Origin of the sequence: Jiangella rhizosphaerae (assembly GCF_003579925.1) — a bacterium.
In the GTDB taxonomy this organism is placed as follows: Bacteria; Actinomycetota; Actinomycetes; order Jiangellales; family Jiangellaceae; genus Jiangella; species Jiangella rhizosphaerae.
In genome coordinates this window covers 1-12,240 of the sequence record NZ_QUAL01000101.1, presented here as the reverse complement: position 1 = coordinate 12,240, position 12,240 = coordinate 1, and the positions used below count along the sequence as shown (strand labels likewise).

At 70.8% G+C, this 12,240-nt stretch carries 15 protein-coding genes, 2 tRNA genes and 1 pseudogene; 8 read left to right on the top strand and 10 right to left on the bottom strand.

What is annotated here, in order from left to right; translation table 11 throughout:
* Window positions 1–164: 164 nt before the first annotated feature.
* Entirely contained in the window at window positions 165–704 is a 540-nt protein-coding gene (locus DY240_RS11055; protein ID WP_199701304.1) for an RNA polymerase sigma factor, read from the bottom strand.
* Between the two features lie 118 nt (window positions 705–822).
* Here DY240_RS11055 and DY240_RS11050 point away from each other — a divergent pair, with 118 nt between their 5' ends.
* A complete protein-coding gene (locus DY240_RS11050; RefSeq protein WP_119659951.1) occupies window positions 823–1,665 on the top strand; it encodes a phosphoribosylaminoimidazolesuccinocarboxamide synthase in 843 nt (280 codons plus the stop codon).
* Between the two features lie 49 nt (window positions 1,666–1,714).
* Here the strand turns inward: DY240_RS11050 and DY240_RS11045 are convergent, their stop codons facing one another.
* Entirely contained in the window at window positions 1,715–2,413 is a 699-nt protein-coding gene (locus DY240_RS11045) for a DNA alkylation repair protein (protein WP_119659950.1), read from the bottom strand.
* A gap of 351 nt (window positions 2,414–2,764) precedes the next feature.
* On the opposite strand from DY240_RS11045, the gene DY240_RS11035 reads away from it, so the two are divergent.
* Entirely contained in the window at window positions 2,765–3,085 is a 321-nt protein-coding gene (locus tag DY240_RS11035) for a helix-turn-helix domain-containing protein (protein WP_119659949.1), read from the top strand.
* Between the two features lie 35 nt (window positions 3,086–3,120).
* Here DY240_RS11035 and DY240_RS11030 read toward each other — a convergent pair whose 3' ends face one another.
* From DY240_RS11030 to DY240_RS11015, 4 genes are all read right to left on the bottom strand, one after another.
* Window positions 3,121–3,756, bottom strand: coding sequence for a glyoxalase superfamily protein (locus DY240_RS11030; protein WP_119659948.1), 636 nt, complete (start codon window positions 3,754–3,756; stop codon window positions 3,121–3,123).
* A 196-nt stretch (window positions 3,757–3,952) separates the two neighbouring features.
* On the bottom strand, window positions 3,953–4,363 hold the full coding sequence (locus DY240_RS11025) for a RidA family protein (RefSeq protein WP_119659947.1): 411 nt from the start codon (window positions 4,361–4,363) through the stop codon (window positions 3,953–3,955).
* Between the two features lie 44 nt (window positions 4,364–4,407).
* Window positions 4,408–4,929, bottom strand: coding sequence for a GNAT family N-acetyltransferase (locus tag DY240_RS11020; RefSeq protein ID WP_119659955.1), 522 nt, complete (start codon window positions 4,927–4,929; stop codon window positions 4,408–4,410).
* 85 nt (window positions 4,930–5,014) lie between these two features.
* Window positions 5,015–5,809: an ArsR/SmtB family transcription factor gene (locus DY240_RS11015; RefSeq protein WP_119659946.1), complete on the bottom strand. Its 795-nt coding sequence runs from the start codon at window positions 5,807–5,809 to the stop codon at window positions 5,015–5,017.
* A 147-nt stretch (window positions 5,810–5,956) separates the two neighbouring features.
* On the opposite strand from DY240_RS11015, the gene DY240_RS11010 reads away from it, so the two are divergent.
* The gene (locus DY240_RS11010) at window positions 5,957–6,514 is read left to right on the top strand and encodes an AAA family ATPase (RefSeq protein ID WP_119659945.1); all 558 of its coding nucleotides are present in this window, start codon (window positions 5,957–5,959) and stop codon (window positions 6,512–6,514) included.
* 1 nt (window position 6,515) lies between these two features.
* On the opposite strand, the gene DY240_RS11005 is transcribed toward DY240_RS11010, so the two are convergent.
* From DY240_RS11005 to DY240_RS10990, 4 genes and pseudogenes are all read right to left on the bottom strand, one after another.
* The gene (locus tag DY240_RS11005; protein WP_158602816.1) at window positions 6,516–7,013 is read right to left on the bottom strand and encodes a GntR family transcriptional regulator; all 498 of its coding nucleotides are present in this window, start codon (window positions 7,011–7,013) and stop codon (window positions 6,516–6,518) included.
* A 160-nt stretch (window positions 7,014–7,173) separates the two neighbouring features.
* Window positions 7,174–7,455: a hypothetical protein gene (locus DY240_RS11000; RefSeq protein ID WP_119659943.1), complete on the bottom strand. Its 282-nt coding sequence runs from the start codon at window positions 7,453–7,455 to the stop codon at window positions 7,174–7,176.
* A 193-nt stretch (window positions 7,456–7,648) separates the two neighbouring features.
* Window positions 7,649–8,273 (bottom strand): annotated as a pseudogene (locus DY240_RS34060) (histidine phosphatase family protein).
* 2 nt (window positions 8,274–8,275) lie between these two features.
* Window positions 8,276–8,349, bottom strand: a tRNA-Gly gene (locus DY240_RS10990).
* 63 nt (window positions 8,350–8,412) lie between these two features.
* On the opposite strand from DY240_RS10990, the gene DY240_RS10985 reads away from it, so the two are divergent.
* The 5 genes from DY240_RS10985 to DY240_RS10965 all read left to right on the top strand — a co-directional run.
* Window positions 8,413–8,488 (top strand) — tRNA-Pro (locus tag DY240_RS10985).
* 78 nt (window positions 8,489–8,566) lie between these two features.
* Window positions 8,567–10,015 (top strand): trigger factor, encoded by a 1,449-nt coding sequence (gene tig / locus DY240_RS10980; protein WP_119659942.1) that lies wholly within the window; start codon window positions 8,567–8,569, stop codon window positions 10,013–10,015.
* A gap of 262 nt (window positions 10,016–10,277) precedes the next feature.
* Window positions 10,278–10,883 carry an ATP-dependent Clp protease proteolytic subunit gene (locus DY240_RS10975; RefSeq protein ID WP_199701306.1) on the top strand — a complete coding sequence of 202 codons (606 nt, stop codon included), beginning with the start codon at window positions 10,278–10,280 and terminating at the stop codon, window positions 10,881–10,883.
* 46 nt (window positions 10,884–10,929) lie between these two features.
* Window positions 10,930–11,535, top strand: coding sequence for an ATP-dependent Clp protease proteolytic subunit (locus tag DY240_RS10970; RefSeq protein WP_119659941.1), 606 nt, complete (start codon window positions 10,930–10,932; stop codon window positions 11,533–11,535).
* Window positions 11,536–11,757: 222 nt separating this feature from the next.
* Window positions 11,758–12,240: ClpX C4-type zinc finger protein (locus DY240_RS10965; RefSeq protein WP_119659953.1), on the top strand; the 483-nt coding region annotated here is incomplete at its 3' end.

Below are 12,240 nucleotides of genomic sequence, written 5' to 3'. Positions count from 1 at the left end.
CGGCCAGCCGGCGGCGGACCGGCGTCCACCGCGCCGGCGCCGGCTCCGGAGCCGTCGGCAGCCGGTCGAGCACCGCGGTCGCGACGGCGGCCGGCGCGGGCGCGTCGTCGTCGATCGCGCTGGTGAGCGAGCGGCCGAGGGCGCGCAGCTCACGATCCAGGGCGTCATCCATGGTCCACCTCCTGGGCCTCGACGGGCGCCAGCTGGGTCCGCAGCCGGCGCAGCGCCCGGTGCAGCCGCGACTTCACCGTGCCGCGCGGCCAGCCGAGCACCGTCGCCGTCTCCTCCTCGTCCAGGTCGAGCAGGTACCGGCACGCGACGACCCGCCGCTGCGGCTCGGGGAGCGCGCGGAGCGCGTCCAGCAGCTCCGCCCGCCGCTCAGCCGTCAGCGCCGTCGCCGCGGGGTCGTCGACGACGGCCGCCGCCGTCGCGGCATCGAGGACGAACGACCGGTCCGCCGCTGCGCGGTACCGGCGGTCCGCCCGGGTGGCGTTGCGGGCCTCGTTGAGCACGATCCGCAGCAGCCACGGCCGGAACGGCGCGCCGTCGCGGAACGTGCCGATGGTCCGGTAGGCCTTGACGAACGCGACCTGGACGACGTCGTCGGCGTCCGGCCCGGCGCCCGCCACGACCGCGAGCCGGCGTGCGTCGGCGGCGTGCCGGCGCACGAGGACGGCGTACGCGTCGGCGTCCCCGGCGCGCACGCGGGCGATGGCGGCCTGCTCGGTCTCGTCGGCGATGGGTTCGGTCCTCGTTGTCGTCGTCCTGCCCTTCCTACACCGCGCGGGCTGCGCGGGTTCCCGGCTGTGCTAGAACGGCGCCGTGCAGCTACTTCACAAGGGCAAGGTCCGCGACGTCTACTCCGACCGGCCGGGCGAGGTGATCCTCGTGGCGTCCGACCGCGTCTCGGTCTACGACGTCGTGCTGCCGACGCCGATCCCCGACAAGGGGAAGGTGCTGACGGCGCTCTCGCTCTGGTGGTTCGACCAGCTCGCCGACGTCGTCCCGAACCACGTCATCTCCGCCGACGACGTGCCGGACGAGTGGCGCGGCCGGGCCATCCGCTGCCGTCAGGTCGAGATCGTCCCGGTGGAGTGCGTCGCCCGCGGCTACCTCGCCGGCTCCGGCTGGACGTCCTACCAGGAGTCCGGGACGGTGTCCGGGGTGGCGCTGCCCGACGGGCTGCTGGAAGGGTCGCGGCTGCCGGAGCCGGTCTTCACGCCGACCACCAAGACGCCGCCGGAGCTGGGTCACGACGAGCCGATGACGTACGACGAGGTCGTGGCGGCGGTCGGCGACCCGCTGGCGGAGCGGCTGCGCGACACGACGCTCACGCTGTACCGGCGGGCGGCGGAGGTCATGGAGCAGCGCGGCATCCTGCTCGTCGACACCAAGGTCGAGTTCGGCCTGGCGCCCGACGGCACCCTCGTCCTGGCCGACGAGGTCATCACGCCCGACTCCTCCCGCTTCTGGCTGGCGTCGCAGTGGGAGCCCGGCCGTCGCCAGGTCTCCTACGACAAGCAGGTCGTGCGGGACTGGGCGCAGGACCTCGGCACCTGGGACAAGACCCCGCCCGGACCGGCCATTCCCGAGGACGTGGTCGAGAGGACCCGCGCCGTCTACATCGAGATGTACGAGCGCATCACCGGCCAGTCCTGGTCCTAACGGCCGTAGTGGCGTCGCCGCGGGCGATGCGCGCGACCATGCGCCGCCGCTAGCGCAGCGCCCGGTAGTGCTCGCGCTGCGCCGGATCGAGGTGCTCGACGGCGTAACGGAGCATGACACGCGGCATCGCCGCGGCGTGCTCGTCGAGGAACGCCCGCAGCCGGTCGGGGTCCTTGTCGCCGGCCGCGCGCAGCCAGCCGCCGGTCGCCTTGTGGACGAGGTCCTCCGGGTCGTCCAGCAGCAGCTCGGCGATGGCGAACGTGTCGGCGACGTCGCCGTCCCTGATGAAGTACGCCGTCGCGGTGATCGCCGTCCGCCGCTCCCACCGGTTCGCCGACCTCGCCAGCTCGTACAGCACGTCGCGCGGCTTGTCCGCCAGGTACCCGCCGACGACGTACGGTGCCGCGAGGTCGACCAGGTCCCAGTTGTCGATGCGGTCGTGCCGGCGCAGGTAGAGCTCGTACAGCTCGCGGCGCCGGTCGGGCGGGGTGCGCTTGCGGCGGGCCTGCTTGTCCATGACGCTCAGCGCGCCGGCCCGCAGCTCGTGGACGTCGGACTCCAGCAGCCGCTCGAGCTCGGCCGGCGGCAGGTCGATGAACTCCTTGGCGAGCGCGAACACCGTCCCCATGCGCACGCCGATGAACTCGTCGCCGCCGTCCTTGAAGTAGCGCTGGAACTTGCGCCGCTCCTCGTCGGACCGGTGCTCGCGCAGCCGCCGCTCGAACTCCCCGGCGTCGATGTCGGCCATATCGCATCGTAACCATGGGTGAACGGGCAACCGCTTCGGCGGCTTCGCGGCACTAGCGGGCAAACTTCCGGGCTTATGCCCCGCGTCAGAGTGCAGGAGTTCTAGAACCCTGGTACTCTACGGAGGCGCAGTTGTGGCATGGGAGGTCTACCTCCTCGTCGAGGCCGATGATTGGTTACTCGCCCTCGACGAGCATGACCGCGATCGGATCACGGCAGCGATCGGACACCTGGCGGCGAAAGGGCCGGGACTCGGCCGGCCAATGGTCGCGGTGGTATCGGACCGCCGTGCCATTGGCCGATCGCAGATACGACGAGTGGCTGGCCGACCACGCAGGGAAGGAGGGCGACGATGGAGAGTGAGCCGAAGTGGGTGCGCTGGGAGGATTCCCAGGCGAGGCGCTCCACCACACCGGAGCGGAGAGAAGCGGCGCGGCGTTCCCTCGAGGCGGAGATCGCGGCCTACCGACTCGCCGAGATCCGCCGCGCCCAGCACCGCACCCAGGCGCAGATCGCCGAGATCATGGGCGTCGGGCAGCGGCGGGTCTCCGACATCGAGTCGGCGGAACTCCTGCGCACCGAGGTCTCGACCATCGACTCGTACGTCACGGCGCTGGGCGGCCGGCTCCGTCTGGTCGCCGATTTCGGCGACCACGTCATCCCGCTGCACTGACGCCGGCCGGTCGCCTTGCCGCCGCGCCGGCTCCGTCAGCCTCTGCTGCTCGCAGGTGACCAGCGCGGCAGCGCCGCCCGCGCCTTCGGGTCGGACGGCTCGGTGAACCGCAGGGTGTTCCCAAACGGGTCGGCGATGGTCATGACCGTGCCGAACGATGCCTCCTCGGGCGCCGGCGCCCACACCGCGGGGCTCCACACCGTCACCGTCTGACGGCGCTCGTTCAGCTCATGGTGCAGGTCGTGCACGCCGTCGAGCCAGACGAACACCGTCGCGCCGGGGTAGGGGTCATAGCTCGCCTCGGTGAGGTGCAGCGTGGTGCGGCCGCGGGAGACCTGCCCGTAGAACGGGGAGTCGCCGCCGCTGCTGGGCCCGCCGAAGTCGAGGGCGAAGCCGAGGAAGTCGACGTAGAACTCGCGCGCCTTCTCGACGGAGAAGATGCGCAGGACGGGGATGGTCGAGGCGCGGGCGCCCCATGCCCCGGCCGACCCGTCGCCGTCGATGCTGCTCAGCTCGGCCGTCTTCGCGGCCAGGACGTTCCAGTCGGTGACGCCGAACTGCCGGGCGACGATCTCGAGGCACTCGCTGTGCGTGAGCTCGACGCCGCGGCGCTCGGCGAGTTCGGTGCGGAGCGTCTTCGCCATGGTCTTGGCGTCGCGGAAGGTGCGCAAGCGGCGGGCTGCACCGGCCTCTGCGGCACATCGTAGGTGTTGCCGCAGCTCGCCGCGCGGATCGGCCGCGAGCCCGCACGGCCCGCTGGGTTGATGTCGGCATGTTGACGCTGATGCCAACTGTTGACACCAGCGTCAACACGCCGGATCGCATCACCCCCCGGGCGGCCCTTGGGAGCCGCCCCTCCGGTGTCGATCACGGCAGCACAGCGGTCGCCTCGATCTCGATCAGCTGACCCGGGAAGGCCAGCGCAGCGACCCCGACCAGCGTGGCCGCCGGCGGGCCGTCGGGCCGCACCGCGACGTCGGAGGCGGCGACCACGCCGGCGCGGACCTGCTCGAGGCTGTGCTCGTCGTAGCCGGCGACGTAGATGCCGAGCCGGACGACGTCGGCGAACGAGGCGCCGGCCGCCGCGAGCGCCGTCGCGACGTTGCGCAGCGCCTGCTCGGTCTGCGCGGCGAGGTCGCCGGCACCCACCAGGGCGCCGCCGGCGTCGCACGGCACCTGACCGGCGACGATGACCTGGCGCGAGCCCGTGGCGACGACGACCTGCGAGTACGTCGGCGCCTGGGGGAGACCGGGCGGGTTGATCAGCTGCATGGGCATGATCGCAGCCTACGGACGGCCACCGACAGGGTCTCGGGCGCCCGCTACGACGTGCTTGTGAGCTCGTAGATCGTCTCGAGGCCGTCCTCGTCGTCCCACTGCTCGCCGACCTCGACGAACCCGTACTGCTGCACGAGGTTGCGCGACACGAGGTTGGTGGGGCTGACGGTGGCGCGGACGACGCGCACCTGTGGGTCGTGGGCGGCGCGGTCGAGCATGAGCTCCAGTGCGGCCCGGGCGTACCCCCGGCGGCGGTGGGCGGGGTCGATGGCGTAGCCGACCTCGACCCGGCCCTCCCGGTCGGGCGGGCCGTGGAACCCCGCGCGCCCCACGGCCACCTTGCGTTCCTCGTCCCAGACGATGCCGGTGATCCAGGAGGCGCTCGCGGGGTCGGTGGCGACCTGCTCGCTGCGCATGCGCCACACGCTGCTCCAGTGCGGCCCCGCGCAGTACGGCGTCAGCTCGACCGGCGACTCCTGGTTGGCCGCGACGAGATCGCCGGCGGCGAGCGCCGTCAGGGCCGCCTCGTTCAGGTGCACGATGCTGACGTGCTTCGGTTCCGTCATCACTTCGGTCATCGGGGCACATCGTGCTCGCCGCGGCGCCGGAACACAAGAACGAGCGCCCTCAGCGTGGCGCACGCCACGGCGGTCAGGTCCCGGCAGGGAGCGGCTCGCCGGTCTCCAGCAGCGTCTTGAGGCTGGCGATCAGCGCCGGCCAGCCGCCGCTGACGTCCTGCAGCACCTGGCTGCCCGGCTGGAAGCCGTCGTGGATCACGGTGAGGCGCACCAGCTCGCCCTGCTGCTCGAGGTCGAAGGTGACCTTGGACCGCTGCTCCTTCGCCGAGGCCGCGACCTTGTCGGGATCGAGTCCGTGCGCGGCGGCGAACTCCGGCGTGAACGTGTGCCAGGTGTAGGAGAGCCGCCGGTAGGGGTCGGCCTCGAGCACCCGCTGCTCGTCGTCGGCGATCGTCGCGCCGGCCTCGTGCCAGACCATCGGCGAGCCGGCCTGCCAGTCGGTGTCGAACGTGGCGCCCCAGTAGCGGCTGGTGAAGGCGGGGTCGGTCAGCGCCTGCCACAGCTTCTCCGGGGTCGTGCGGATGTAGGTGGTGTAGGTGAACTCGGTGTCGCTCACGGGATCGGCCTCCAACGCCGTCTTGAGGTCGGCGAGCGCCTGGACGCGCCCGCGGTGGTACCGGCTGATCCAGCGGTCGGCGATCGCGTTGATCGGCTCGGCGTTGAGGAAGTGGTGCTTCTCGCGGCCGCGCTTCTCGGTGGTCACCAGACCGGCCGCTTCGAGGACGGCGAGGTGCTTGCTGACCGACTGACGGGCCATGTCCAGACCCGCGCACAACTGGCGCAGCGTCTGGCCGTTGTCGCCGTTCAGGCTGTCCAGCAGTGCCCGTCGGCTGGGGTCGGCCAGCGCCCTGAACACGTCGTCGTCCATCGCGGTGTCCTCATCCGGAGATTAGCAGCCATTTGGCTGCCTTTCCTTCACGAGATTAGGCAGCCGTTCGGCTGCATGTCAAGGGAGGCCTTCGGTCCGTCGAAATTCGGGTGCGATGCTGAGGCCGGGGAGGCAGCATGGGCGGCGATGACCTCGTCCCTGCTCGATCCGCCGCCTGGCGCGCTCGTCGTCACCGGGCTGCCGGGCGCCGGCAAGACCACCGTGACGCGGTTGGTGGCCGCTCACTACACCCGCTCCGCACGCCTCGACGGCGACGTCATGGCCGACTTCATCGCGAACGGGCGGGTCAGCGTCATCGGCGAGCCGCGCGACGAGTCGCAGCGTCAGCTGCTGCTCCGGGCCCGGAACCTGTGCTCGCTGGCCGGCAACTTCGCCGCCGCCGGGTTCCTGCCCGTCATCGACCACGTGGTGCCGAACCGGGACGTGCTCGACTCCATGGTGGCGTGGCTCGCGCCACTCCCCGTCATGTTCGTCGTCCTGGCCCCGTCACTGGAGGTCTGCCGGCGACGCAACGCCGCACGGGCCGTGGAGGAGCAGGTCCACTACGACTACAGCGGCCTCGCCCACGAGATGGCGCGGTCGCTCGGCGGGACCGGCTGGTGGCTCGACAGCGCGGAGCAGACCCCGGACGAGACCGCCGCCGACGTCGTCGCCCACGCTCCGTCGAAGGCGGTCGTCGCCTGACTCAGGCGTCGAACTCGTACCTCAGCACGTAGGCGGTCGCGTCGAGGGTCATCTCGTTCACCTCCACGGCGCGACCGTCCGCGGTGAAGGCGGTGCGGACGACCGTGAACAGCGGAGCTCCGCCGTCCACGTCCAGCAGTTCGGCGTCGTCGGCACGGGACATCCGGGCACGGACGTCCTCGCGGAAGTGCACGGGCTCGTGCCCGAGCTCGGCCAGGCGGGCGTAGACGCCGCCCGGGCCGGTCTCGTCGCGGGCGATGGGCGTATCGCGGGCGATCGCGGCCGGGAAGGACGACGTCGCGGCCATGACGGGACGGCCGTCGAGGAGGTAGCGGCGACGCCTCACGACGATGGTGTCGCCGTCGTCGAGACCCAATGCGATCGAAACGTGCCCGTCGGCCTCCTCCTCGGTCACGGAGACGGCGTCGACGGTGAGCGTTCGCTGCTCGCTCTCCGTGTCCCAGACGCCCCGGCCGCTGCCCCACGTCTCCTTGGACAACCTGGAGATTCCCGCACGTACGATCGGCCGGAAATCCCGGACGTGGTCGTCGATCGCAGCACGGAGATCACGGTGTGGGCCCGCCTCGCTGGTCATGGCGTCACCGTAGCCGTCGGCCGGGACATCACGTCGCGATCGGCGTCATGCACGCGTGGTCGGGTCAGGTGCGCGGCTGGGTGGCGATGTGCTGAGCCACGACGGTGTTGGTGCTCAGCACGTGCTTGACGACCTCGCGGAACTCGTCGAGGCGGGGGTGGCGCTCGGCCTCCTCGCGCGACAGCTTGCGGCCGAACAGCGCCGCGGCGTCGAAGGAGGAGGCCGCGGGCACCAGCTGGACGGCCGGGCCGGGCCGGCCGGGCACCGGCCCGATGCGGCAGCCGAACGTGACGTGGTCGCTGTGGTCGTCGCGCTCCCACGTGCCGAACACCGCGTCGAGCAACACGTCGTTGCCGTCGTGGTGGAGGCAGCTGGCGTAGAAGACGGCCTAGGGCGCGCCGTCGCGGTGGACGAAGCCGGTGACGCGCCGGAACGGGCGGGCGCAGTCGGGGCACGAGTGCTCGGCGATCTGCAGGTTGGGCGCGGTGGTCAGCGTCACCGCCGCATCCTCGCACCCGAAGGTGAACGGACGCCGTCGGCTACTGGAGGTGGCTGGTGTCGTTGAGCTGAGTGATCTCGTGGGAGTGGTAGCGGTCGTCCTTGCGCAGCAGGCTGATGCCGCCGGAGGCGAACCGGAAGTGGATCCGGCCGGCGGCGTCGATGGGCATGCCGATCCACGCCGCCAGGAGGAACGTGGCGGTGCCGCCGTGCGTCACGAGCACGTGGTTCGCGGCGGCGGAGTCCTGGACGCGCTTCATCGCGGCGTAGGCCCGTACGGCGAGGTCCATCCGGGTCTCGGCGCCCGCTACGCCCTCGTCGTTGGCACAGGCGGTCGCCGACCTCCGGCGGTGGGACGAAGCGTTCGTCCAGCCACGCCTGCGGCCGGCCGCCCGCCTCGCCGTAGGACTTCTCCCGCAGGTCGGGGTCGATCGTCAGGTTCACGCCGAGCCTCCGGGCGATGACGTCCGCGGCGCGCCGGGCACGGAGCAGATCGGACGAGCGCACCTCGACGGCGGCGGCGCCCAGCCGGTCCGCCAGGGCGCCTGCGATCGCTTCGGCGTGAGCGGCACCGCGAGCGGTGAGATCGGAGTCGAACCACCCGCCGACCAGGCCGTCGACATGGTGGGTGGCCTCAGGATGGGTGACGACGTAGATGTTCTTCATCGTGGAGCGGGTGACGGGAATCGAACCCGCATGACCAGCTTGGAAGGCTGGGGCTCTGCCATTGAGCTACACCCGCGCTGGGCCAGGAGGCCCGTGGGACAGAGTACCCTGTGATCTGGCCTAGACTTGTCCGGGCACCCGGGGCGTAGCGTAGTGGCTAGCGCGCCTGCTTTGGGAGCAGGAGATCGCAGGTTCGAGTCCTGTCGCCCCGACCAGCCCGCGTACGCAACACCGCACAGCAAGAGCCGTTGCGTTCGTGCCCGCACACCATCCCACACAGGAGACACGTCAGCGTGAAGAGCGTCGTCGAGACCCTCAACCCGACCAGGGTCCGGCTCGCGGTCGAGGTTCCCTTCGCCGAGCTTGAGTCGAACATCCAGTCCGCCTACAAGCGGATCGCCGCCCAGGTGACGGTGCCGGGGTTCCGCAAGGGCAAGGTGCCGCCGATGGTCATCGACCAGCGCATCGGCCGGCCGGTGGTGCTGGAGGAGGCCGTCAACGAGGCGATCCCGCAGATCTACCAGAACGCGATGCGCGAGAACGAGCTGACGCCGCTGGCGCAGCCCGACATCGACCAGCCGCAGTTCGGTGAGGGCGAGGACCTCAAGTTCACCGCCGAGGTGACGGTCAAGCCGAAGATCGAGCTGCCGGAGTGGGAGGGCCTGGAGGTCCAGGTCGACGACATCGCGGTGGGCGACGACGACATCAACGAGCGGCTCGACGTGCTGCGGGCGCGCTTCGGCACGCTGGTGACGGTCGAGCGGGCGGCCGCCGACGGCGACTTCGTGCAGATCGACCTCAACGCCACCAACGACGGCGAGCCGGTCGAGGGCGGCCAGGCCAGCGGCGTGTCGTACCAGATCGGCCGCGGCGGCATGGTCGAAGGGCTGGACGAGGCCCTGGTCGGGCTGTCGGCGGGCGAGTCGAAGACGTTCCGGACGACGCTGGTCGGCACGCACGAGGGCGAAGAGGTCGACGTCGAGGTGACGGTCAACGCCGTCAAGGAGCAGCAGCTGCCCGATCTCGACGACGAGTTCGCCCAGCTCGCCAGCGAGTTCGACACCCTCGACGAGCTGCGCGACGACATCCGGCAGCAGGCGCTGAACAGCAAGCGCATCGAGCAGGCCATGTCGGCCCGCGACAAGGTGCTCGAGCAGGTCATCGCGAACGCCGGCGACGTCCCGCTGCCCGAGGAGCTCATCGCCCAGCAGGTCGAGGACCACCTGGCCGACGGCCACGGCGACGACGACCACCGGGCGGAGTTCGAGAAGCAGCTGCGCGACAACCTCAAGCAGCAGTTCGTCCTCGACGAGCTGGTGAAGGCCGAGAGCATCGAGGTCTCGCAGGACGAGCTCAGCTCCTACATCATCCAGCAGGCCATGCGCTCGCGGATCGACCCGAACCAGCTCGCCCAGCAGCTGGTCGACCAGGGCAACCTGCCGGCGGTCGTCGCCGACGTCGCGCGCGGCAAGGCGCTGGCGCTCGCCGTCGAGAAGGCCAAGGTCACCGACGCCTCCGGCAACGCCGTCGAGCTGAACCGGCTGCGCGAGGACGGCACTCTCGCCGACCCGGGCGAGGTCGAGGGCGTCGCCGCTCCGGCGGTCGACGGCTCGTTCGAGTTCGCCGAGCTGGACGAGAACGCGACGGACGAGGCGCCGGCCGACGCCGAGGCGACGGCTGACACCGACGCCGAGGCCGCCGACGAGGCCGCCACCGACGAGGCCGACGAGAAGAAGGCCTGACGGCCCGAGCCCCACAGCACGACCAGGCAGATCAGGTGACCATGCCCACGGCTGGTCACCTGATCGCGTTTGCGCACCATATCGGCCCGCCGCGCACGCCGTCAGCGAACACCGGCCATGCGGCGGATGGTCGCCGCGCCCTTTGTGGTTAGTGTCGTTGGCACCACGAAGAACCAAGAAGTCTCATACGGTCTCGACGACCAGAAGTAGCCCCAAGGAGATCACGGTGAGCACACGCCCCGAGACGTCGGGCCCGTCCCTCATTCAGGCCCACACCCCGGCGCCCAGCATCGGCGGTGGTCTGGACGACCACATCTACAACCGCCTGCTGCGAGAGCGCATCATCTTCCTCGGCTCCGAGGTCCGCGACGAGAACGCCAACGCCATCTGCGCGCAGCTGCTGCTGCTGGCGGCCGAGGACCCCGACCGCGACATCAACCTCTACATCAACTCGCCCGGCGGCTCGGTGTCGGCCGGCATGGCCATCTACGACACCATGCAGTACGTGAAGCCCGACGTCGTCACGGTGGCGATGGGCTTCGCGGCCTCCATGGGCCAGTTCCTGCTCTGCGCCGGCGCGCCCGGCAAGCGGTACGCGCTCCCGCACGCCCGCATCCTCATGCACCAGCCGTCCGGCGGCATGGGCGGCTCGGCCAGCGACATCCGCATCCAGGCCGAGGCGATGCTGCGCACCAAGCGCGAGATGGCCGAGCTGATCGCGCACCACACCGGCCAGCCGGTCGAGCGCATCGAGGCCGACTCCGACCGCGACCGCTATTTCACGCCGCAGGAGGCGCTCGAGTACGGCTTCGTCGACCACGTGGTCGAGAGCGCCTCGCAGGTCTCCCAGGGCGGCGGCACGGCCTGACGCCGTCCACGACACCACGAGCGACCACCCCGACAGAGGAGACCCAGTGAACTACTACATCCCGCAGTGGGAGGAGCGCACGTCCTACGGCTTCCGGCGGATCGACCCGTACGGCAAGCTGTTCGAGGAGCGCATCATCTTCCTCGGCACCCCCATCACCGACGACGTCGCCAACGCCGTCATGGCGCAGCTGATCTGCCTGGAGTCGATGGAGCCCGACCGCGACATCGAGATCTACATCAACTCGCCCGGCGGCTCGTTCACGGCGATGACGACCATCTACGACACGATGCAGTTCATCAAGCCGGACGTCCGGACGGTGTGCATGGGTCAGGCGGCGTCCGCGGCGGCCGTGCTGCTCGCGGCCGGCGCCCCCGGCAAGCGGCTGGCGGTGCCGAACGCGCGCATCCTCATCCACCAGCCCTACACCGAGGGCACCTACGGCCAGGCCAGCGACATCGAGATCCAGGCGAACGAGATCCTGCGGATGCGGGCGCTGCTGGAGAAGATGCTCTCCGACCACTCCGGCCGCAGCCTCGAGCAGGTGCGTCAGGACATCGAGCGCGACAAGATCCTGACCACCCAGGAGGCCATCGACTACGGCCTGGTGGACAACTTCACCGCCTCGCGCAAGGCCAGCCTGGTCGGCTGACCTCGCACAGATCGGGCCCGGCGGCGACGCGCCGGGCCCGATCGGCTCTCCGGGTGCCCGTTTGCCCGCCGGACGTTGTACCGTCGAAGGCAACGCAGGGCTCGCGAGGGCCGGCGATACGCACGACGTCGATCCGCGACGAGGGCCCCGTACCAACGGCTCGGTCCGTGGATCCTCGGCCGCACGGCCGAGATCGCAGCTGTAGACGGAAGGACGTACCGCGTGGCACGCATCGGCGACGCTGACCACCTGCTCAAGTGCTCGTTCTGCGGTAAGAGCCAGAAGCAGGTCAAGAAGCTCATCGCAGGCCCCGGGGTCTACATCTGCGACGAGTGCATCGACCTCTGCAACGAGATCATCGAAGAGGAGCTCAGCGAGACCGCCGAGGCCGGCGGGCTCTCCGAGCTGCCGAAGCCGCGCGAGATCTACGAGTTCCTCGAGCAGTACGTCATCGGCCAGGACGTCGCCAAGAAGGCGCTGTCCGTCGCCGTCTACAACCACTACAAGCGGGTCCAGGCGCGCCAGTCCGCGGCCGCCCGCGGCCACGGCAAGGACGACGCCGTCGAGCTGTCGAAGTCGAACATTCTGCTCATCGGCCCGACGGGGTGCGGCAAGACCTATTTGGCGCAGACGCTGGCGAAGATGCTGAACGTGCCGTTCGCCATCGCCGACGCCACCGCGCTGACCGAGGCCGGCTACGTGGGC